General features: G+C 71.0%; 19 protein-coding genes and 1 pseudogene. 9 read left to right on the top strand and 11 right to left on the bottom strand.

The genetic code is table 11. The features are described 5' to 3' along the window. Nucleotides 1–12: 12 nt before the first annotated feature. Nucleotides 13–2,511 (top strand): ATP-dependent DNA ligase, encoded by a 2,499-nt coding sequence (locus WYM_RS05545; RefSeq protein WP_026059577.1) that lies wholly within the window; start codon nt 13–15, stop codon nt 2,509–2,511. A 20-nt stretch (nt 2,512–2,531) separates the two neighbouring features. On the opposite strand, the gene WYM_RS05540 is transcribed toward WYM_RS05545, so the two are convergent. From WYM_RS05540 to murI, 4 genes are all read right to left on the bottom strand, one after another. Then, nucleotides 2,532–3,443: a cation diffusion facilitator family transporter gene (locus tag WYM_RS05540; protein ID WP_019179839.1), complete on the bottom strand. Its 912-nt coding sequence runs from the start codon at nt 3,441–3,443 to the stop codon at nt 2,532–2,534. A 101-nt stretch (nt 3,444–3,544) separates the two neighbouring features. Further along, nucleotides 3,545–4,207, bottom strand: coding sequence for an RdgB/HAM1 family non-canonical purine NTP pyrophosphatase (rdgB, locus tag WYM_RS05535; protein ID WP_019179838.1), 663 nt, complete (start codon nt 4,205–4,207; stop codon nt 3,545–3,547). 1 nt (nt 4,208) lies between these two features. Next, nucleotides 4,209–4,955 carry a ribonuclease PH gene (rph, locus tag WYM_RS05530; protein WP_019179837.1) on the bottom strand — a complete coding sequence of 249 codons (747 nt, stop codon included), beginning with the start codon at nt 4,953–4,955 and terminating at the stop codon, nt 4,209–4,211. A 23-nt stretch (nt 4,956–4,978) separates the two neighbouring features. Continuing rightward, nucleotides 4,979–5,848 carry a glutamate racemase gene (gene murI, locus WYM_RS05525; protein WP_019179836.1) on the bottom strand — a complete coding sequence of 290 codons (870 nt, stop codon included), beginning with the start codon at nt 5,846–5,848 and terminating at the stop codon, nt 4,979–4,981. Between the two features lie 41 nt (nt 5,849–5,889). On the opposite strand from murI, the gene WYM_RS05520 reads away from it, so the two are divergent. Beyond that, nucleotides 5,890–7,215: a nicotinate phosphoribosyltransferase gene (locus WYM_RS05520; RefSeq protein WP_019179835.1), complete on the top strand. Its 1,326-nt coding sequence runs from the start codon at nt 5,890–5,892 to the stop codon at nt 7,213–7,215. Nucleotides 7,216–7,218: 3 nt separating this feature from the next. Here the strand turns inward: WYM_RS05520 and WYM_RS05515 are convergent, their stop codons facing one another. The 3 genes from WYM_RS05515 to WYM_RS22460 form a co-directional block, all read right to left on the bottom strand. After that, nucleotides 7,219–7,485 carry a DUF3039 domain-containing protein gene (locus WYM_RS05515; RefSeq protein WP_019179834.1) on the bottom strand — a complete coding sequence of 89 codons (267 nt, stop codon included), beginning with the start codon at nt 7,483–7,485 and terminating at the stop codon, nt 7,219–7,221. Nucleotides 7,486–7,547: 62 nt separating this feature from the next. Beyond that, nucleotides 7,548–9,116 carry a hypothetical protein gene (locus WYM_RS05510; RefSeq protein ID WP_019179833.1) on the bottom strand — a complete coding sequence of 523 codons (1,569 nt, stop codon included), beginning with the start codon at nt 9,114–9,116 and terminating at the stop codon, nt 7,548–7,550. Further along, nucleotides 9,092–10,678 carry an ABC transporter ATP-binding protein gene (locus WYM_RS22460; RefSeq protein WP_337479189.1) on the bottom strand — a complete coding sequence of 529 codons (1,587 nt, stop codon included), beginning with the start codon at nt 10,676–10,678 and terminating at the stop codon, nt 9,092–9,094. Before WYM_RS22460 ends, WYM_RS05510 begins: the two co-directional genes overlap by 25 nt. A 195-nt stretch (nt 10,679–10,873) precedes the next feature. Here WYM_RS22460 and WYM_RS05500 point away from each other — a divergent pair, with 195 nt between their 5' ends. The 6 genes and pseudogenes from WYM_RS05500 to WYM_RS22160 all read left to right on the top strand — a co-directional run bounded on the left by WYM_RS05500 (nt 10,874) and on the right by WYM_RS22160 (nt 14,708). After that, entirely contained in the window at nt 10,874–11,566 is a 693-nt protein-coding gene (locus WYM_RS05500) for an NTP transferase domain-containing protein (RefSeq protein ID WP_019179831.1), read from the top strand. 61 nt (nt 11,567–11,627) lie between these two features. Beyond that, nucleotides 11,628–12,572: a hypothetical protein gene (locus WYM_RS05495; protein WP_019179830.1), complete on the top strand. Its 945-nt coding sequence runs from the start codon at nt 11,628–11,630 to the stop codon at nt 12,570–12,572. Between the two features lie 97 nt (nt 12,573–12,669). Next, the gene (locus tag WYM_RS05490) at nt 12,670–12,972 is read left to right on the top strand and encodes a hypothetical protein (protein WP_040569100.1); all 303 of its coding nucleotides are present in this window, start codon (nt 12,670–12,672) and stop codon (nt 12,970–12,972) included. Nucleotides 12,973–13,015: 43 nt separating this feature from the next. Continuing rightward, a complete protein-coding gene (locus WYM_RS21000; RefSeq protein ID WP_019179828.1) occupies nt 13,016–13,240 on the top strand; it encodes a hypothetical protein in 225 nt (74 codons plus the stop codon). Between the two features lie 81 nt (nt 13,241–13,321). Continuing rightward, a pseudogene (locus WYM_RS22165) lies at nt 13,322–13,555 on the top strand (maltokinase N-terminal cap-like domain-containing protein); the annotation flags it as partial. Between the two features lie 448 nt (nt 13,556–14,003). After that, entirely contained in the window at nt 14,004–14,708 is a 705-nt protein-coding gene (locus WYM_RS22160) for a phosphotransferase (protein ID WP_237739316.1), read from the top strand. A 19-nt stretch (nt 14,709–14,727) separates the two neighbouring features. Here the strand turns inward: WYM_RS22160 and WYM_RS05475 are convergent, their stop codons facing one another. Then, nucleotides 14,728–16,014 carry a CDP-glycerol glycerophosphotransferase family protein gene (locus WYM_RS05475; RefSeq protein ID WP_019179827.1) on the bottom strand — a complete coding sequence of 429 codons (1,287 nt, stop codon included), beginning with the start codon at nt 16,012–16,014 and terminating at the stop codon, nt 14,728–14,730. 129 nt (nt 16,015–16,143) lie between these two features. Here WYM_RS05475 and WYM_RS05470 point away from each other — a divergent pair, with 129 nt between their 5' ends. Further along, the gene (locus WYM_RS05470; RefSeq protein ID WP_051008072.1) at nt 16,144–17,169 is read left to right on the top strand and encodes a glycosyltransferase family 2 protein; all 1,026 of its coding nucleotides are present in this window, start codon (nt 16,144–16,146) and stop codon (nt 17,167–17,169) included. 36 nt (nt 17,170–17,205) lie between these two features. On the opposite strand, the gene WYM_RS05465 is transcribed toward WYM_RS05470, so the two are convergent. From WYM_RS05465 to WYM_RS05455, 3 genes are all read right to left on the bottom strand, one after another. Beyond that, entirely contained in the window at nt 17,206–18,660 is a 1,455-nt protein-coding gene (locus tag WYM_RS05465) for a CDP-glycerol glycerophosphotransferase family protein (RefSeq protein WP_019179825.1), read from the bottom strand. Continuing rightward, nucleotides 18,657–19,937, bottom strand: a complete 1,281-nt coding sequence (locus WYM_RS05460) for a CDP-glycerol glycerophosphotransferase family protein (protein WP_019179824.1) — start codon at nt 19,935–19,937, stop codon at nt 18,657–18,659. Before WYM_RS05460 ends, WYM_RS05465 begins: the two co-directional genes overlap by 4 nt. Nucleotides 19,938–20,001: 64 nt before the next feature. Beyond that, nucleotides 20,002–21,660, bottom strand: coding sequence for a S1C family serine protease (locus WYM_RS05455; protein WP_019179823.1), 1,659 nt, complete (start codon nt 21,658–21,660; stop codon nt 20,002–20,004). Nucleotides 21,661–21,729: the final 69 nt, after the last annotated feature.

Below are 21,729 nucleotides of genomic sequence, written 5' to 3'. Positions count from 1 at the left end.
TAGCCTGAACGCATGCCCGGCGGAGAGCAACTGGTGAGCATCGGCGGCAGGCGCCTGCGCATCACGAACCTCGACAAGGTGCTCTATCCCGAGACGGGCACCACCAAGGGCGAGGTGATCGACTACTACACGCGCGTCGCCGAGGTCATGATTCCTCACGTGATCGGGCGCCCCGTCACCCGGAAGCGCTGGCCCGACGGCGTCGGGACCGAGGACGACCCCGGCATGGTCTTCTTCGCCAAGGACCTCGAACGCGGCGCACCGTCGTGGGTGAGGCGGATGCCGATCCCCCACTCCTCGGGCACCAAGGACTATCCGCTCGCCGGCGACGTGCCCACCCTCGTCTACCTCGCGCAGGTGGCCAGCCTCGAGCTGCACGTGCCGCAGTGGCGCTTCGCGCCGGACGGCGGCCGCGGCGACGCAGACCGGCTGGTGCTCGACCTGGATCCTGGGCCCGGGGTCGGGCTCGCCGAGTGCGCCGTGGTCGCCGGCTGGGCGCGGGCGATCCTCGAGGGGATGGGCCTCGAGCCTTTTCCCGTCACCAGCGGCAGCAAGGGCATCCACCTCTACACCGCGCTTCCACCGGGGCAGTCGACCGAGCAGGCGTCCGCGCTCGCGAACGAGCTGGCGCGCGCGATCGAGGCCGACCAGCCCGACCTCGTCGTCAGCAGCATGAAGAAGTCCGAGCGGCGCGGCAAGGTGCTCATCGACTGGAGTCAGAACAACGGGTCCAAGACGACGATCGCCCCGTACTCGCTGCGGGGCCGCTCGCACCCGACGGTCGCCGCGCCGCGCCACTGGGACGAGCTCGAAGATCCCGACCTGCGCCACCTCGAGTTCACCGAGGTCCTCGAGCGGATCGAGGCGATCGGCGACCCGATGGCGCCGCTCGGTTTCCACGCCGGTGGCCGAGAGGCGGAGGCGGGTCCGCTGTCGGCCTACATCTCCAAGCGCAGCGCCGACCGCACGCCCGAGCCGGTTCCCACCAATCCGCTCGGGGCGACACCGACCGATGAGAAGCCGCGTTTCGTGATCCAGGAGCACCACGCCACGGCGCTGCACTGGGATTTCCGTCTCGAGCGCGACGGCGTGCTCGTCAGCTGGGCCGTGCCGCGCGGCGTCCCGCACTCCTACAAGCGCAACAACCTCGCGATCATGACCGAGGACCACCCGATGGAGTACGCGACCTTCGAGGGCACGATCCCGGCCGGCGAGTACGGCGGCGGCTCGGTCACGATCTGGGACGACGGCCGCTACGACCTCGAGAAGTGGCGCGACGACGAGGTCATCGCGACCCTCGAGGGTCGTCCCGGCGGCCCCCTCGGCCGTGTTCGCCTGGCGCTCATCCGCACCGAGGGCGAGGGTGAGAAGTCGTCCTGGCTGCTGCACCGGATGAAGACGGATGCCGAGGGCCGGCTCCAGCCGGACGGCACTCCCGTCGAACCCAGTCCTCAGGCCGACGAGCCGCGACCCACGGCATCCGCCCGCCGTCCCTCTCCCCCGCCGCCGGCGACTGTCGCCGCCGACGATCTGCGGCCGATGCTGTCGACGTCGGCCAGCCCCGCACTCGCGCAACAGGCGGCCCAGCGGTGGGGAGACCCGGCGTGGGTCGAGGCGAAATGGGACGGCATCCGCGCGATCGGCGTCTGGGACGGATCGCGCCTCCGCCTGTACGCGCGCAGCGGCAACGAGCTGACCCACCGCTACCCCGAACTCACGGCCGTCGACGCCGGGCTCGGCGACGAGGCGGCGGTGGTCGACGGTGAGCTGGTGGCGCTCGAGCCCGACGGGCGGCCGAGCTTTCCGCTGCTGCAGACCCGCATGAACCTCGAGCGCGCGGGCGACATCACCCGCGAAGCGCGTCGCACCCCGGTGCGCTACTACCTCTTCGACGTCCTCCGGCACGACGGCGACGACCTCACCCCGCTTCCGCTGCGCGAGCGCCGCGACGTGCTGGAGGCGATCGCGGCCGGCGCGATCGATCCGATCGCCGTGCCTCCGGTCTTCGACGACGTCGACGCGGCGCTGGAGGCCAGCCGTCAGCTGCGCCTGGAAGGGATCGTGGTGAAGGATCCGGCATCGCGGTATCTTCGCGGAGCTCGCTCGGAGTCGTGGCTCAAGGTGAAGATCACCCACACCCAGGAGGTCGTGATCGCCGGCATCCGTCCTGGCAAGGGCGGGCGCAGCAGCACCTTCGGTTCGCTCCTGCTCGGCATTCCCGGGCTGGACGGACTGCACTATGCGGGCCGGGTGGGCTCTGGCTTCAGCGACTCCGCGTTGGCCGCACTGCTCAAGAAGCTCACGCCGCTCCGCACCGACGAGAACCCCCTCGCGGGCGTGCCGCCGCTCGACGCGCGGGATGCGCTGTGGGTGCGCCCCGAGCTGGTGGGCGAGGTCGAGTACGGCGAGTTCACACCCGGCGGGATCCTTCGCCATCCGCGCTGGCGCGGTCTGCGCCCCGACAAGAGCCCGCAGGAGGTGCGCCGCGAGGACGCACCGCCGGCCGAGTAGCCGGACGGAGCGCATTCCGGTCAGGCGTGCGCTTCGTGCTCCACGTGACCGGCCGGCTCGAGCTGGAACGTCGAGTGCTCGACATCGAAGTGCTGCGACAGGCAGGTCTGCAGCTGACTCAGGATGCCGGAGGCCTGGCCGTTGCGCATCACCCGATCGTCGACCACGACGTGGGCCGAGAACACCGGCGCTCCGCGGGTGAGCTGCCAGACATGCACGTCGTGGACGTCGACGACTCCCGGGGTCGCCAGGATGTGGTCGCGGATGTCGCGCACGTGCGTGCCCTGCGGCGCCGACTCGGCCAGCACCGACACGACTTCCTTCAGCAGCCCGATCGCCCGAGGGACGATCATGGCGGCGATCAGCAGAGAGGCGATGGCGTCCGCCGGTGCCCACCCCGTGACGAGGATCACGATCGCCGCGACGATCACGGCGGCCGAGCCGAGAAGGTCGCCCAGCACCTCGAGGTAGGCGCCCCGTACGTTCAGGCTGTGTCGCTGGGCCCCGCTGAGAAGCCACATCGCGACCGCGTTGGCGAGCAGGCCGACAATGGCGACGACGAGCATGAGACCGCCCTCGACCTCCACATCGGCCGGCGCGAGCAGGCGAGACACGCCTTCCACCGCGACCCACGCCGTCAGGGCGAGGAGGATGACGCCGTTGACCAGCGCGCCGAACACCTCTGCCCGCTGATATCCGAAGGTCCGCCGGTCGTTGGCGGGCCGGGCGGCGACGATGCTCGCGACCAGCGCGATCACCAGGGCTGCGGCATCCGTGAACATGTGGGCGGCGTCCGCGAGCAGCGCGAGCGAGCCCGACAGCGCCGCGCCGACGATCTGAACGACCATGACGACCGTCGTGATCGCGAGCGAGATCGCGAGCAGGCGGCGATTGCCCGCCCCGCGGATGCCGCTCGGCGCGTGGTCGTGCATGGCTCCAGGCTAGGCGCCCGGCGTGCGATCCCGCGGCGCGCGCGGCATCTCGGGAATGAGTGTCCTTCTCACCACGCCGGTGATCCGCCCGCGTCGAGGCGTCAGAGATCCTCGAGGAGCGGTGCGAGCGCCGCGAAGGCGCGGGACCGGTGCGACGCGCCGTTCTTCTCCGCCGCGGACCACTCGCCGACCGTGCGGTCGGCGTCAGCGGGCTGACCGTCGGGGATGAAGATCGGGTCGTAGCCGAAGCCGCCGTGCCCCGCGGGAGCGGTGGCGAGCCGGCCCGGCCACACTCCCTCGACCACGCACTCGCTCGAGGCATCGGCAGGCACCACGAGAGCGATCGTGGAGACGAATTGCGCCGTGCGGTGCGGATCCCTGATGTCGGACAGCTGATCGAGCAGCAGCGCGAGGTTGGCCTCCGGGTCTTTCGCGTGCCCGGCCCAGTAGGCCGAGAAGACTCCCGGCGCGCCGCCGAGGACGTCGACGCAGATGCCGGAGTCGTCCGCCAGCGCCGGAAGCCCGGTGTACGCGGCGGCGGCGCGCGCTTTGATCAGGGCGTTCTCGGCGAAGGTCACGCCGTCCTCGACCGGCTCGGGTCCGTCGTACGCGACGACGTACAGGTCGGGCCGAGTCGCGGCCACGATGGCCTGGAACTCCTCCACCTTGTGCGCGTTGTGGGTCGCCAGCACGATCCTGCGAAGGGTGTCGGTCTCCGACAGCGCCTCTTTCACGGCCTCGGACATCTCGTCCGGATGAGCCATGTCAGGCCTCGTCAGCCGGCCGAAGCACGGCCAGCTGGTGCTCACGCAGGTCGGCGCATCCGGCGACGCCGAGATCGAGCAGCGCGTCGAGCTCACGCTTGTCGAACGGCGCACCCTCGGCCGTGCCCTGCACCTCGACGAAGAGTCCGCGCCCGGTGACGACGACGTTCATGTCGGTCTCGGCCCGCACGTCCTCGACGTAGGCGAGATCGAGCATCGGCTCGCCGTCGATGATGCCGACCGACACCGCCGCAACGGAGTCCACGAGCACCTGCGATCGCTGGCCGATGAACTTCTTGGTCCGGCCCCACTCGATGGCGTCCGCGAGTGCGACGTAGGCCCCGGTGATCGCGGCGGTGCGGGTGCCGCCGTCGGCCTGCAGCACATCGCAGTCGATCACGATGGTGTTCTCTCCGAGCGCCTTCGTGTCGACGACCGCCCGGAGCGCCCGTCCGATGAGTCGCGAGATCTCGTGGGTGCGCCCGCCGATCCTGCCCTTGACGCTCTCGCGGTCGTTGCGGTCGTTGGTCGCTCGCGGCAGCATCGCGTACTCGGCGGTGATCCACCCCTTGCCCTTGCCCGACAGCCAGCGCGGGACCCCGTTGGTGAACGATGCGGTGCACAGCACCTTGGTGTTGCCGAACGAGATCAGCGCCGAGCCCTCGGCCTGACTCGACCAGCCGCGCTCGATGACGATGGGACGAAGCTGGTCGACGGTGCGGCCGTCGGCGCGGACGATGTCGGTCATGGGACTCCTCAGGGAAGGGATGCCTAGCCGAGGCGGCTGGCGGAACTGCGGGTGGAGGGAAGCTCGATCGCGCCGGTCTGCACGAGGCGCACGGCGGTCACCTCACGACCCATGAGGCGATGAGCGAGGTCGAGGAACTCGTCGGCGGAGGCACCCGTCGCCTCGTAGACGTGCCTGGGCTCGGCATCCTGGCCAGCGAGCAGGCCGCGGGAGACGAGCTGACGGTAGACGTCCTTGGCGGTCTCGGTGTCGCTGGAGACGAGGCTCACCTCGGGCCCCATGACGTAGCTGATGGCTCCCTCGAGGAACGGGTAGTGCGTGCAGCCGAGCACGAGGGTGTCGACGCCGGCGTGGCGCAGGGGCGCGAGGTATTCCTCGGCCACCGCGAGGACCTCAGGAGAATCCGTGACGCCCGCCTCGACGAACTCGACGAACCGCGGGCACGCCTGGGCGAAGACGGTCAGTCGCTCGTTCACCTCGAGCATGTCCTGATAGGCGCCGGAGCTGATCGTGCCGGCGGTGCCGATGACACCGATCCTGCCGTTGCGGGTGGTCGACATCGCGGTCCGCACCGCGGGGCCGATGACCTCGACCACGGGGACGTCGTAGCGCTCGCGCGCATCGCGCAGCATCGCGGCCGATGCCGTGTTGCACGCGATGACCAGCATCTTCACGCCCTGCTCGACGAGGGCGTCGAGGATCTCGAGCGAGTAGCGCCGCACGTCGGCGATGGGCTTGGGGCCGTACGGCGACCGCGCGGTGTCGCCGATGTAGAGGACCGACTCGCGCGGAAGCTGCGCCGAGACGGCCCGGGCGACGGTCAGCCCGCCGACGCCGGAGTCGAAGATTCCGATCGGCGCGTCGGCGCCGCTCTGAGCCTGTCGAAGAGTCACGATGCCCCAGCCTACGCCAGGCGGTCAGTAGGCTGACCCGCATGAATCCCTCGACCGCCCTGCTGACGGACCGTTACGAGCTCACGATGCTCGACGCCTCGCTGCGTGACGGCTCCGCCGACCGTCGGTGCGTGTTCGAGCTGTTCGCCCGCCGCCTGCCCGGCGCTCGCCGGTTCGGGGTCGTAGCGGGGACAGGGCGCCTGCTCGAGCTGATCCGCGATTTCCGCTTCGGTGATGACGAGCTGCGGTTCCTGCGGGATGAGAAGGTGGTCGCCGCAGCGACCCTCGACTACCTCGAGGGCTACCGCTTCACCGGCTCGATCACCGGCTACCGCGAGGGCGAGCTGTACTTCCCGGGCTCCCCGATCCTCACCGTCGAGGGCACTTTCGCCGAGGCCGTCGTGCTCGAGACGCTGGCGCTGAGCGTGCTCAACCACGACTCCGCGATCGCGACCGCGGCGGCCCGCATGAGCGTGGCGGCAGGCGATCGGCCGCTCGCCGAGATGGGCTCGCGCAGAGCCGCGGAGTCCTCAGCCGTCGCCGCCGCGCGGGCGGCGTACATCGCGGGCTTCGGCGCGACCTCGAACCTCGAAGCGGGGCGCCGCTGGGGGATTCCGACGATGGGGACGGCCGCCCATTCCTGGACCCTGCTGCACGACAGCGAGGAGGCCGCGTTCCGGGCTCAGGTCGATGCGCTCGGCGTCGGCACGACGCTCCTCGTCGACACCTACGACATCAGTGAGGGCGTCGCCACGGCGGTACGGGTGGCGGGCACCGGACTGGGCGGCGTACGCATCGATTCGGGCGACCTGCCGACCGTGGCCGCGGATGTTCGCGCGCAGCTCGACGAGCTCGGAGCGACGCAGACCCGCATCACGGTGACCAGCGACCTCGACGAGTTCGCGATCGCGGCGCTCGCGGCATCCCCCGTCGACGCCTACGGCGTGGGCACCTCGGTGGTCACCGGCTCGGGCAGCCCGACGGCCGGCATGGTCTACAAGCTGGTCGCGCGCCAGGATTCCGCCGGCGGCTGGGTCGCGGTCGCGAAGGCGTCGACCGACAAGGGGTCGCGGGGCGGTCGCAAGGCCGCCTTCCGGACGCTCGACGGCGGCACGGCGACCAGTGAGCTGATCGCGGTGTCGGACGGCTTCGAGGAGCTCGAGACCTCGGCCTCGCATCCCGACGCCCGCGCCCTCCAGGTGCCGCTCGTGACGGACGGGACCCCTGACGCCGGCTACGAGGGCGCCCCGGGGGTCGAGGCTGCTCGCAGGCACCATGCCCGAGTGCGCGAGGAGCTGCCGGTGCGCGCTCTGGCGCTCAGCCGGTCCGACCCGGCGCTTCCGACGGTCTACGTCGACGCGGACTGACCGTCAGCCGCCGAGGGTCTCGTAGATCTCCTTGCAGGTGGGGCAGACCGGGAACTTCTCGGGGTCGCGCCCGGGAGTCCACTTCTTGCCGCACAGCGCCCGCACCGGCTTGCCGGTGATGGCCGACTCGAGGATCTTGTCCTTCTTGACGTAGTGCGAGAAGCGCTCGTGGTCACCCGGCTCGACGCTCTCTTCGCGGATGAGCTCTTCGAGCTCGCGGTCGAGGGTCGCGAGGCCGCCCTGATCCGGACCTTCGAGGGGAGTACTCATGGTGTGCCAGTGTAGTCGCGACGAGCCCGGCCCGGACCGCGGCGGCGTGTTCGGCGAACGGGTCAGGTCGCTTCGGCGAACTCCATCAGACGGCCGCCGCGACGCTCGAACACGAGCGATCCGATCGTCACGCCGACCACCAGCACACCGAGCCCGATGGCGACGCCTGTCCACAGCGCCGTGTCCGCGGCATCCGTGTCTCCGTCCAGGGCGAGCCAGCCGAACCACAGCACCGGCGCCGTCAGCACCAGCACGCCGAACATGACCAGCGCCTGGGCGATCGCGCCTCCGGAGCTCGTGCGCTGCGGCTGCTGGAAGGGGCTCTCACCGGGGCGCGAGACGGCATAGGGAGCGACGACGGACGAGATGCTCGACAGCCCGAGGCCGCAGAAGAAGAGCGATGCGCACACGCCCACGACCGCGGGCAGCATGGCCCACCGTCCGTGGAGCGTGATCGTGATCGGGATGGCGACGGCGAGCACCGGGATGCCCGCGAGGAGGACGGGGACGAGGCGGCCGATCCGGTCGGACACACCGCGAACGCCGCTCGCGATGTGCATCCACACCGCCGTGGAGTCGTACGCGAGGTCGTTGTGCGGGAGCCAGCCGAGGAAGAGCGCGACGAAGACCACCGGCACCAGTGCGACCAATTCGGAGGGCACTCCCGCGACCAGGAGCGGCACCGTCGTGATGGCAGCGGCAACCGGGATCACGAGCGCGTTGACCACGTACCGCCGATCGCCGAACCAGTACACCAGGCTGCGGGCCGAGATGGCCCCTCCGGGCGTTCCAGGCGCGACGGCGAACCATCCCAGCCCGCTGCGCTCGCGGCCCGACGACGGACGCTCGGTCGTCGTCAGAAGCCTCCGGACCGCCCACGCCCAGAGGATCCCCAGCAGCACGACCGTGCCGACGGCCACGAGGCCGGTGAGGACGGCGTCGTCGTCGCCTTCGGCGATCATGCCCGGAAGCGCCCAGGAAGCGCCGATCGGCGTCAGCGCGAGCGCGGAGACGGCTTCCAGCAGCTGCGGCGGAACCTCGCCACGCCACTCGAGCGACGCGAGGAACACGCCCACCGGCACCACCACGACGAGGACGGCAAGAAGGAACACCCCCGACAGCTCGCGCGACCGCCGATCCCGCAGGAAGAGCGTCGCCAGGGCCATGCACAGCCGCGCGAGAAGGCTGCAGGTGAGCACAGCGAGGACCACTCCCCCGATGGTCGCGATCGGGGGCACGCCACGGTCGGACCACACGATCGCGGCGCACACCGCGACGGCGAGGAGCGTCAGTATCGGGACGCTGATGAGGCCCGCCACCGCGAGAACGGTCGCCAGTCTTCCGCGGGAGAGCCCCAGCACGGCGAATCGGCGCGGATCGAGCGGATCCTCCGCGGCGCCGATGAGCGGGGCCAGCGCGAAACCGAGCGTGACCGCCGATCCGCCGAGCACCGTCACGGCGAGGACCACGTCGGTGTCGGCGTCGCGCAGCGTGAGCAGTGCCCAGCACGCGGCAGCGGTCGCGGCGACCAGCACCAGGAGTGCGGCGGAGACGCGCACGACGTGCGCGGGCCGACCGCGCAGCGTGCCGAAGAGGACTGCGAGCCTCAGTCGGAGAACGTGTGCAGCCACTCCAGGCCCTCCACGTCGCTGAGGCCGCCCGCGAGCTCGACGAACCGCTGCTCGAGGGTCAGCTCACCGCGCACCTCGTCGACGGTGCCCTCGGCGAGCACCTGCCCGGCTACGAGGACGGCGACCCGGGTGCACACCCGCTCCACGAGCTCCATGCCGTGGCTGGAGAGGATCACCGTGCCGCCGTGCGCGACGTAGGTCGAGAGGATGTCGAGGATGATCGCGCTCGAGACCGGGTCGACGGCCTCGAACGGCTCGTCGAGCACCAGCAGACGGGGCGAATGGATCAGCGCGCCGGCGAGCATCACCTTCTTGAGCATTCCGGCCGAGTAATCCGACACGCTCCGGCCGAGCGCGCTCTCGAGGTCGAACGCCCGGCCGAGGTCGCGGGTGCGGCTCTCGACCACCGCCGGCGGCAGTCCGCGAAGCACCCCGTAGTAGTAGAGCAGCTGTCGTCCGGTGAGACGGTCGAACGTCCGCAGTCGATCGGGAAGCACGCCCAGCAGCTTCTTCGCGGCGAGCGGCTTGGCCGAAGCGTCAACGCCGCCGATGCGAATGGTGCCGCGATCGGGGTTCAGCAGACCGGCGATCATGGAGAGCGTCGTCGTCTTGCCCGCGCCGTTCGGCCCGACCAGTCCGTAAAAGGTTCCGGCCGGCACCGTCAGGTCGATGCCCTCGACCGCGTGCGTGCTGCCGAATCGCTTTGTGACGCCGCGCAGCACGAGCACGTCGCCGGATGCCGCGGGGAGGGGTGCCGGAAGAACCGGAAGCGACGCGGGATCCGGCTCTCGCTCATGGCGCGAGTCGGGCTCGAGGCTCGGGATCGTCTCGACATCCCGGACGGGCTCGGCTTCCCACACGGATTCGGGCTCCCGGACGGGCACTGCCTCCACGACGGGCTCGTCTGCGAGCTCGGGTTGCGGACCCGGTTCGGCTTCCCGGGCAGGCTCGGCCGCTGTCCCAGGCTCGGACGCCGGGACGAGCTCGGAGGCGGTCTGCGCTTCAGCCTCGACGTCGCGCTCCGTCGCGCGGATGGGATCGGATTCGGCGACAAGTTCGCTGCTCGTCGCCGCGTCGGGTTCGATGATCGCCGCCCCTGGCTCGGCGATCGCAGCCTCGGGCTCGGGCTCGAGCTCGGTGATCGCCGCCTCGGGCTCGGGCTCTGGCTCGGTGATCGTTCGTGCCCGGGGCTCGGCGACCACCGCCTCCGGCTCGGGCGGGGTGAGGACGGCACCCGTCGCCGCAGCAGACGGCGGAAGCGGGGGTCGGGGCGGAACGACGAGATCTGCCGAGGAGCTCGCCAGGATCTCGAGGTCGCTCGGCAACGGCGGCGGCGGGCCGGGATCGACGGCAGCGTCCCCGCGCTCAGGCGGTTGAGCCGTCCTCGGTGCACTGGGGCGGCGGGGCTTGCCCTTCGACTGCCCCTTCCGCGGCTTCGCCGCCGGGCGAGCGGCATCGGCGGGCGGGTCCTGGGGAGCGGGAAGCCGGACGACGGGCGCGCTGGAGTGACGGTCCGGCTCTTCCGGATCGATGTCATTCGGCACCGGGAGGGAGGCTGTCACCGAACCAAGGTATCAAGCGCCTCATCCGGACGGGGACGTCCGCGACGCCGAGCCACATTATCGACGTTGTGTCACGAATCGGCAACGGCGGTCGCCCATTCTGCCCGTTCCCAGGCGTCATGGCTACCATGAGGGAGGCACGAAGGGGTGTCTCGTCGGTGAACCGACAGTGAATCTCAGACTTCAGGAGCTACCGTGACCCTTCAGACCGTCATCCTCGCCGCAGGCATGGGCTCGCGCCTGGGCCGCAGCCTGCCCAAGCCTCTCACCGAGCTCAGCGACGGCCGCAGCATCATGCAGCAGCAGCACGACAACATCCGTGCCGCCTTCGGCGACGACGCCGAGATCACGACCGTCGTCGGCTACCGCGCCGAGACGATCGTCGAGGCGTTCCCCGACGTGGATTACGTCTACAACGACCGATACGACCAGACGAACACGTCCAAGAGCCTGCTTCGCGCCCTCGCGAAGACCGGCAAGAGCGGCGTGCTCTGGATGAACGGCGACGTCGTCTTCGACCCGCGCGTGCTCGGGCGCGCCATCGAGCTCATCGAGCGCGACCAGTCGTTCGTGACCGTCAACACGTCGAAGGTCAGCGACGAAGAGGTCAAGTACACCGTCACGCCCGAGGGCTTCATCAATGAGCTGTCGAAGACCGTCAAGGGCGGCATCGGCGAGGCGGTCGGCATCAACTACATCTCGAGCCGTGACAAGAGGGCGTTCATGCGCCACCTTGCCCGCGTCGACGATCAGGACTACTTCGAGCGGGGCCTCGAGCTCGCGATCGCCGAGGACGGCGTGCTCCTCGAGCCGCTGGACATCTCCGACCTCTACGCCGTCGAGGTGGACTTCGCCGAGGACCTCGAGCGCGCGAACCTGTACGTCTGAGTCGCGAGTCACGTTGTCAACCCCGGGCGAAGGCTCGGGAAACGGCTCTAGGATCGCTCCGATGGCCGACAAGGTGCACCAGATCCACTCGCTCCCCGACGGCGCGCCCTGGACGGGCGGTCTTCCGCCGGCGGGCTCCGACGAGCATCCGCGCACGATCCGCGCCCTCGACCGGGTGCTCGCGATCCAGCGGCCGGTCGTGCTTGCGCACCTGCGCAGCATCCGCCTGCGCCACCCCGACGCCTCGACCGCCGAGATCGTGCGCGTCCTCGAGCGCCGCTATCTCGCGGCCGTCACCACCGGCGGGGCCGCGGTGGGCGCGACGGCCGTCGTGCCCGGCATCGGGACCGGCGTCACGCTGGCGCTCAGTGGCGTGGAGACAGTGGCCTTCCTTGAGGCGACCGCACTGTTCGCACAGTCCGTCACCGAGGTCCACGGCATCCCCGTGTCAGACCCGGACCGGGCACGGGCACTCGTCCTCACCCTCATGATGGGCAAGGAGGGCGTCGACCTCGTGTCGCAGCTCGCGCGTCAGGTCGCGGGCACGGGTCCGGGGCGCGACAAGTACTGGGGCGAGCTGGTCACCAAGACGCTCCCCCGGGCTGCGATGGGTCCCCTGGTAGACCGCCTCAAGACGAGCTTCATCCATCAGTTCGCCGCACGCGGTGCGGGCTCCTGGATCGGCAAAGCCCTCCCCTTCGGCATCGGCGCGGCCATCGGCGGCGCCGGGAACAACATCCTGGGGCGACGAGTGCTGGTCAACTCGCGTCGTGCGTTCGGCCTTCCTCCCGACGTCCTTCCCGCCGACCTCGAGCCGAAGCCCGGCACCCTGCGGCTCGAACGGGCGGCGGGGCGCGGCATCTACCGCGCGGGCAGTGCCGTTGTCACAGGCATCGGCCGTGGCGCGGCGACCGTGGGACGACTCGGCGGCAGGGTCGTTCGCCGATCTGCGCCCGAGCTCGAGGCGGCCGGCGAGACCGACACGACGCCGGCTCCTCCCCAGTAGTCCTGCACGCCGGGATTCGAGGCTTCGCCCACAGCCGCCGTCCGATGCGCCGATTTCGCGTCGTGCGCCGTCGGATGCCGTCCCTACCGTGACCGGCATGCTCCGCGCCCTCGGCCCCGATGACTCCCGTCCGCTACCCGCCTACCGCGTGCCGTGGCGGGTCGACGGCATCTACGACCGGCATCCGCTCGTCACCAACGCCGGCTCTGCGCCGCTGGACTTCGTCCGGGTCTTCATCGATCTCGGGCGCGCCTCGGCGACCGAGCACTGGGGTCAGATGCCGGCAGGCGACACGGCCGAGATCTGCCTGTGCGATGCAGACCCCGGCGAATCGATCGTCACGATCGCGTGGTTCCGCCCCGAAGACGGCGAGGAGTACCTCTGGAGATTCGCCATGTGACCGGGCGCTCGCAAGAGCCGGGCGGCGGGGTGAGAATGGACGTATGGGTCTGTTCAGCCAGCGACCGGAGCACAACGAGGAGCTTCCCGGACTTCCCGGCGAGCCCGCGCACCCGGAGACGCAGGCCGAGCGGCTGGCGGATGCCGCACCCGCCGCCGGATCCCTCGACCTTCTCGGGCTCGGCGGCGGATCAGTCGAGTCCATCGTGATCCCCGTCGCGCCGGTGATCGAGATCGCAGTGCCGCGGGAGTCCGCCGCGGACGAGTGAGCCCACGGTCGCGCCGTCCTCCGCGGCAAGCGCTTGCGCGTCTCCTCGACACGGCATCGCCCCGGGCCATAGCCTCACATCATGGACAGCACGTTGGCGTGTCTGGCGGCGTGGATGCCCCGGCAGCGATGGTATGCGGCGAAGGGACGCCCGCCGAGCCTTCGCCTCGTCTCGTGGTGGGACCTGCCGGCCACCCGACCGGACGACGCCGATGCGCGGGTGCGCACATTCCTCGTGGCCGACGAGGGCGCGCTGCCGGCGGTGCTCTACCAGATCCCCGTCGTCTCGCGGGCGACCGAGACCGTCGTCGCCGACGCCGAGCATGTGATCGGCAGTCCGGAACCCGGCACGACCTTCATCGACGGGCCATTCGATCGGGCCTATGCGGCCGCCCTGCTCGAGCTCGTGATCGCCGGCGGGACCGTGACGGGTCCGCAGTCGACGGTGGTGGGCCACGCGGCGTCGTCGGTCGCGACGCCGGATCTCGGCGCCTTCGACGCGCGCGTGCTCAGCGGCGAGCAGTCGAACACCTCGCTGATCTACGAAGGTCCCGGAACCCCGCTCATCTGCAAGGTGTACCGCCAGCTCCATCCCGGCCTCAATCCCGACATCGAGCTGCAGACGGCCCTGGCCGACGCCGGATCGACGCGTGTCCCGCGCCCGGTCGGCTGGGTCGAGGGCAGGTGGCCCGACCTGGCGACAGCCCACGGGGTGATCTCGGGATCGCTCGCGTTCGCGCAGGAGTTCCTGCCCGGGGTCGAGGATGCGTGGCGCGTCGCTCTCCTGGCGGCTGCACGGGGGGTACGACTTCCGTTCGCAGGCGCGCGCGCTCGGAACGGCGACCGCGGAAGTCCATCTGGCTCTCGCCCAGCGATTTCCGACGCGGACTGCCTTGGAGAGCGACCGCGCCGCCGTGGCGGAGACGTGGGCGCGCCGCCTCGCGATCGCGATCGCGGAGGTGCCCGACGTCGGCGGGCGACGTGATGCCGTCGAAACGGTGTACCGCCGGGCGCTCGAGGTCGAATGGCCCCCGCTGCAGCGGATCCACGGCGATCTCCACCTCGGTCAGGTCCTGCAGGTTCCCGGGCAGGGCTGGGTGCTGCTGGATTTCGAAGGAGAGCCGCTGCGACCGATGCCCGAGCGCACTCGTCACGACCTCTCGATGCGGGACGTCGCCGGGATGCTCCGCTCCTTCGACTACGTGGCAGGCTCGATCCGGCTCGACGATCCGGAACGCTCGCCGGACGCGGCCCGCGCCTGGGCGCGGGACGCGCGAGATGCGTTCGTGGCCGGCTATGCCGGCACCACCGGCAGCGACCTCGACCCTCGTCATCCGCTGCTTGCGGCTCTCGAGCTCGACAAGGCCGTCTACGAGGCGATCTACGAGGCGCGCAACCGGCCCACCTGGGTGGCGATCCCCCTGCGGGCGATCGCCCGGCTCGTCGAGAGGCCCGCCGCCGTCGTGTGAGCCCCGCGCCGAGGTCCGCTCAGCCCTCGACCGCGTCGTCGAGCTCGGCCTCGTCCTCGGGCTCGTCGTCTTCCGACTCTTCCGACGACTCCGCGTACCACCGGTCCCACTCCTCCATGAGGTGACGGATCGCATCGTGGAAGCGCGCCGTCGCGGCGCCCGGTGAGGTGTCGCCGAAGTAGTGGCTCACCCAGTGCTCCAGCCGTTCGACCGCGTCCGGGTCGGCGAGGATCCGCTCCGTCTCGGCCACGATGTCGGAGGCAGCCGACGCCTCGAGCCACTCGCAGGCCGAGAGATATCCGTGAGTGTCGATCGCCGCGGCCGGATCAGCGGGTCTGGTGATCATGAGCGGCTTGTCGGCGGCAAGGCGGTCGTAGACCATGGCGGAGATGTCGACGATCGCGACGTCTGCTGCGGCCAGCTGCCATCCAAGGTCCGGCCCGTCGTCGTAGACGTGCTGGGCGGAGGGATCGGAGGCGTTGGCCGCGGCGAGCGCCGCGATGATGCGCCGGTTCGCGGCGCCGTACTCGGGATCCACCACGCCCGATCGAGGGTGTGGCCGGTAGATCACACGGTGCGAGCCTGACGCCAGCAGTGCGGCGACCAGCGCCTCGCCGTGCGTGCGCACCGATCCGTAGTGGGCGGAGGGCCGGTCGCCCTCCCACGTCGGCGCGTAGAGCACCACGGTGCGCTCGTCGGGCCGGTACGGCAGGGCGCCCGAGTAGTGATCGGCCTGCGGACGCCCGATGGCGATCGTGCGGCGGTCGACGTCGTAGTCCCACAGCACCCGGGAGAGACGGTCCCGAGCGGCATCCCCCGCGATCAGGGCGTAGTCGTACGCCTTGTACTGGTTCGTGGTCATGTACATCTTGTCGGACTCGCCGTGGTTGATGAACACGTGCCAGCGACGCCCGTACCGGAACATCTGGAAGTTGCGGGCGTTCTGGTTCACGTAGAGGACGACGCGGATGTCCTGCTGCGCGAGGAAGCGCTCCAGATCCCGCACCGTCGGCACGAACGCGACGGGCGGAGCGTCCTCGGTCAGAAGGGCACGGGCGCCGGTGGCCGCCCGGCTGAGCACGACGACCGGCCACGTCTTCGCGAGCTCGGCGAGCGGCTTGTACCACTGACGCATCTGGTACATGTTGACGGCGCCGTCGGCGAAGTACACGGCGACGCGGAAGTGGAACGGCGGATGATCGGGCTTCGTCGCCAGTGAGCGGCGGACGTCTATCACGGCCCGACGGTGGCGCACCGCCTTGCGGACGAGCGCGACCGCCTTCTTCCCATCCGAGACCAGACCCACCGCTCCAGCCTAACGGGGTCGTCCAGCCGGTTCTCGGGCAGCCCCGTGACATGATCGACGCGTGCATGTCGAGCAGCGCGGGCGTCGGGACGCTCCCTCCGTTCCCCCGCCGCGGGCGTGACGTTCGTCATGCCCGTCCTCAACGAGCGCGCCTACCTGCGCCGGGCCGTCGAGACCGTCCTCGCCCAGCAGGTCGACGGTCCCAGCGAGCTCATCCTGGCACTGGGACCCTCCACCGACGGCACCTCCGAGCTCGCACGGGAGCTCGCGGCCGCGGAGACGCGGATCGCGCTCGTCGACAACCCGGCCGCCGACATCCCGGTGGGTCTGAACCTCGCCATCCGGGCCGGCCGCTACCCCACCATCGTTCGCGTCGACGCGCACTCCGAGCTCGAGCCGGACTACACCCGCCGCGCACTGTCGGCCCTCGATCGCGTCGGAGCGGCGAACGTCGGCGGCGTGATGCGCGCCGAGGGCCGGACGCCGTTCCAGCGCGCGGTCGCACGGGCCTACAACTCCCCGATAGGCCTCGGGGGCGGCGCTTACCACGGCGGGACGCAAGAAGGCGAGGCGGAGTCCGCGTACCTCGGTGTGATGCGGCGCAGCGTCCTCGATGAGGTCGGCCTCTTCGACGAGTCCATCCGCCGCGGCGAGGACTGGGAATTGAACCTGCGCATCCGCCGCGCCGGCTACCGCGTCTGGTTCGATCCGACTCTGGCGGTGACCTATTGGCCGCGAGAGAGCTGGGTGCGGCTCGCCCGTCAGTTCTCGGCGACCGGTCGATGGCGCGGGGAGCTCGTCCGTCGCTTCGGGCGCGGCAACTCCCTGCGTTTCTTCGCACCTCCGCTTCTCGTGCTCACGCTGCTGCTCGCCGTGGTGGTGGGCGTGGTGCAGGCGACCGGCGTCCTCCACGATTGGTGGGCGGTGGCGGCATCCGTCGTCTACCTGCCGATCATCGCCTACGCCCTCCTCGTCGTCGTGGTCGCTCTCGGTCCGGGCGGAGGTCGCGGCTGGCGCGACAAGCTGTGGACGGCCGGAGTTCTTCCGACGATGCACCTCTCGTGGGGCTGGGGCTTCGTCGTCGGACTCGTGCGCGGGGCGCACGACACCGTCGACACCTCGAGGCTCGGCACCCGCAACACTCCGCTGCCCTAGGCCGCTTCGCACCTGCAGCGGCCCCGCGACGAGGAGTCAGCTCCCAGCGTCGATGAAGCCCTGGTCGAGGATGCGGGAGACGACGCGCTCAGCGGCCCTGCCGTCATCGCGGGCGTTGAACTTCGCACGCCAGCGGGCGTAGCGCTCGGCGTAGGCCCCGGAGTCGTCGCGGCCGAGGGTCGCCACCAGTTCCTCCTGGGTACGCAGGACGGGCCCCGGCGCGTGAGCGGCCAGGTCGAAGTAGAACCCCCGCAGTTCGCCGCGGTAGTGCTCCATGTCGGGCACCAGGAAGTACATCGGCTTGCCGGTGACCGAGAAGTCGAACATCACCGACGAGTAGTCCGTGATGAGCGCGTCCGCCACCAGCAGCAGCTGTGATGTGTCGGGGAATCCCGTCACGTCGACGACCCGCGGCCCTTCGGCATCCCGTCCCGGAAGGAGCGTCCGCGAGTGCCCCCGCACCAGCACGACCGCGTCAGTGGCGGCGGCGAGCTCGGCCGGATCGACGAAGTCCACGATCTCGTCGCGGTCATCGCGCCAGGTCGGCGCGTAGAGCAGCACGCGCTCGCCGGGGCGGATGCCGAGGGCCTCCCGCGTCGGAGTCGCATCGCCGCCCACGAGCACGTCGTTGCGCGGATAGCCCTCGACCCAGATCGGGCGTCTGAGGAAGGCATACGCCTTCCCCAGGATCGTCGCGGCATAGGGGTTCTGCGCGAGGAGGACGTTCCAGCGCCGGGATTCGCGGATCACCGCCGCCATGCGCCGCGGATCGAAGCCCGGCCGGTGCAGGGCGAGTCGCTTCAGCGGCGTCCCGTGCCAGGTCTGCAGGACCACCTGTCCCTTGCGGCGCACGAATCTCCGCCGCAGCCAGTCGTTGACGACGAGAAGGCGGGCCGCGCCGCGGGCGCGCCACCACTCGGGCGTCCCCTCCACGACTGCGACGGCGCCGTCCGGCACGGCGACCGAGAAGTCCACCACGCTCCAGTACCGGGTGACGCCGGGCGCACGAGCGGCGAGCTCCCGGTCGATCGCGAGCGGGTTGCAGCTGGCGTTGCGGCCGTAGAAGCTCTCGAAGAAGACCGCGTTCTCGAAGCCGTTCGGCCGTGTGGCGTAGCGCCGCTCCAGCGCGTCCTGGCCTTCGCCCGAATCGTAGGCCGGGTTCATCGGGGGGCCGATCCGCAGCGTCCACTCGTCCAGCTCGGCGCGGAGGGTTCCGAGCTGTGTCACGGGCAGGGCTTCGGGGGGACGGATGCCGCGGCTCTCGGCATTCGCGATGCGCACCTGGTACGCGCCGGCCGGAAGGGGCAGTGCGGGGCCGCCCCAGCGCGCAGCACGAAGCGGCAGGACCGCACGCCACGTCTTCCCGCGCCCGGTCAGCGTCGCCGTCACCCGCGCCCTCGGACCGATGAGCTCCACGGACCCCGGACGCTCGCCCGTGCCCGTGAGCACGAGAGCGGCTCCCCCATCGGTGGTGAAGAGAGCGTGGGTCATCGGTTTCCTTCCCTCGTTGGAACGGCATCGTTGCGTCGTCCGAGTCCGGCCAGGATCGCACGGTACACCCTGTCGGCGTTGCGTCCATCGTGGTGAGCGTGCACGCGCGCGCTCAGCTCACGCGAGCGCGAGAGGCGGGTCTCGTAGGCCGCAGGGTCGGCGAGGATCGTGTCGAGCTGCGTCGCCGCCGCGTGCCAGTCGGCCGCCGCGTCGTCGCCGGCGACATCGCGGTAGCGCCCGTAGAACCCGCGCCGTCGTGCATACTCCTCGACGTCGGGGGCGAGGAAGACGACCGGCAGCGGCACGAGCGCGGCGTCGAAGGCCAGCGAGGAGTAGTCGGTGACGAGCGCGTCCAGACCGGGAAGCAGAGGTGTGACGTCGGCCACGAGATCGCTGCCCAGCGGCTGGATTCGATCGGTGACGAACGGCGGGACGTACTCCCCCGCGCCCAGGGGATGGGAGCGCACGAGCAGAGTCGCGTCGCGGTGCGTGAGGACGTCGATGAGCACCTGCCATTCCGTCGGCGAGGGCACAGCCGGGTCGGCACCGCCGTCCCGCCACGTGGGCGCGTACAGCACGAAGCGCGACCGCGGATCGGCCCGGGGGCAGGCGCGGCCGATGGCGGCGCGGGCCTCGGCGCGACGCTCGTCGGCCGTCCCGTGCGAGAGGACGTCCACCCGCGGCTCTCCGGTGACGGGCACGCGTGCATCGGGCAGATCGAAGGCGGACTCCAGGCGCGCGCGCACCAGATGCGACGCCGCCGGAAGGATGCGGATGCGTCCTGCAGCGCCCCGGTACATCGACCGCAGAAGGGCGCGCAGCGGCGAGGTGACAGGGGCCAGCGCGCCGGGTACGCGCAGGGTCTCGGGAGAGTCCAGCCCGATGCGCTTGAGCGGGATGCCGTGCCAGAGCTGGACCACGAACGCGCCCGAGACGGCATAGCGGTTGACGTCGCCGAAGCCGTGCGTGATGACGACCACGCGGGCCCTCGCGGTCCGCCACAGTCCGCGCAGCGAGTTCTTGGGAACGGTGGGGATGCCGCGGGCCGCGGCATCCCGTGTTTCACGGTCGCTGCCGACCAGCCACACCGCGCGGGGTCGGTCTGCGGCGGCGGTGTTCCACAGCGCGAGCGCACCATCGGCGATGCCGACCGCGCAGCCGAAGACCCATTCGTCGTCGGAGCGCGGGACCAGAAGCGTGAGGATGCGTCCTGCGGCATACAGCGGGATGGACGCGATCTTTCGCGCGTTCCCCGCGCCGAACGAGAAGGACGCCACCCCGCGAGCCTAGCGCCCGTTGTGGGCGGAGCCTCGGAGTGGCGTCCTCGTCGGTGGTGTGCGATTACTGCTGCAGCGTGCCCAGCGTGACCTCCACCGTGCGTGACTCGCCGTCCCGGACGTAGGTGAGCTCGGCGTCGCTCCCGGCCGCAGCCGCGCGCACCTGCGCAGTGAGGTCGGTGGCGTCCGTGATCGGCACGCCGTTGAATTCCGTCACCACGTCGCCGACCTCGAGGCCCGCGGCTTCCGCGGCGCCGCCCGACACGACCTCGGCGATGTAGGCGCCCGAGATGGTGGCGTCCTCGACGGCGGCGGCGGGCTGCACGCTTGCGCCGAGCAGGCCGTGCGTCGCCTCGCCGGAGTCGATGATCTCGTCGGTGATGCGCTGGACGATGTCGGACGGGATGGAGAAGCCCACGCCGATCGAACCGGAGCCCTCGGTGGTCGAGCCGCCGGCGGTGGCGATGGCCACGTTGATGCCGATCAGCCGGCCCTCGGAGTCGACGAGCGCGCCGCCGGAGTTTCCGGGATTGATCGCCGCGTCGGTCTGGATCACCGCGATCGAGATCGTCTGGGTCGGCGTCTGCTGCTGCTGTCCCTGGCCGAAGTCGAAGCGGAAGGGACCCTCCTGGCCCTCCTCAGGCTCCTCGGGAGCCTGCTGCTCCTCGTCGCCGCTCTCCGGTGCCGCCGACGAAGCGATCGAGATCGAGCGGTTCAGTGCGCTCACAATTCCGGTGGTCACCGTGTTGGCGAGGCCCAGCGGAGCGCCCACGGCGATCGTGGAGTCGCCCACGTTGAGCTCGCTCGAGTCGGCGAACTCGATCGGGGTGAGCCCCTCGGCATCCGTCAGCTTGATGACCGCGAGGTCGTACATCGGGTCGGTGCCGACCACCTCGGCGTCGTAGACGCGTCCGTCCGCGGTGGTGACCCGGATCTGGGCGTCTCCGGTCGCGCCGTCGAGCGTGACGACGTGGGTGTTGGTGACGACGTAGCCGTCCTCGCTGAGAACGACGCCCGAGCCCGTGCCGCCGCCGGCGTCGCTCGTCGCCGCGATGGTCACCACGCTCGGCACCACCTTCGTGGCGATCGCCGTGGTCTGGTTCACCGACTCGGTGTCGTTGACCGTGACGGTGGTGGGTCCGGCCGCCGGCGACGTGCTGGCCGGCGCGAACCAGTTCAGGCCCGCGTACGAGCCGCCGAGCCCCGCCGCCCCTCCGACGATCGCGGCTGCGACGATGAGGCCGACGACCTTGCCCGCGCCCTGCGGCTTCTTGGGTCCGCTGTGGATGGCCGAGGTTCCGGCCGGGCCGGCACCCGACGGCGGAGAGCCCGCTCCATCGAGGGGAAGCGTCGGCTGCGAGTCGGCGGGTCGGCCGAAGGACGCACTCGGAGCGGCTGCGCCCTGCTGCTGCCCCGCATAGGAGCCGGCACCGACGGGCTGACCGGCATAGCCGTGGGGACGCGCATAGGCGTGGGCGCCGGTGGGATACCCTGCCGGCGGCACGGGCGGGACCGGCGGCGGCTGGTGCGCAGCGGGAGCGGCGGGAGCCGACGTCTCGTGCGCCGATGCCTCCTGCGCCGGCTGGGCGGGAGCGGCTGTGCGCTCCTGCGCCGGAGCGGCTGCGGGCTCCTGGGTCGGGGTGGCGTCCGCCTCACGAGCGGGCGCCACGGGCGGAACCTCGGGGGTCTGGTCTGCGGGGCGATCGCCCTGGTTGTCGCTCATGATTGCTCCTTCTGCCAAGCACTGACCACATTGCCCACCGATGCTGTGCGTTTGTTATGTCGCGAATGG

The sequence above is a fragment of the Microbacterium yannicii PS01 genome (genome assembly GCF_000304335.1).
Lineage (GTDB): Bacteria > Actinomycetota > Actinomycetes > Actinomycetales > Microbacteriaceae > Microbacterium > Microbacterium yannicii_A.
Note: the sequence above shows the minus strand (reverse complement) of the source record. Positions and strands in the feature narration are given on the sequence as shown.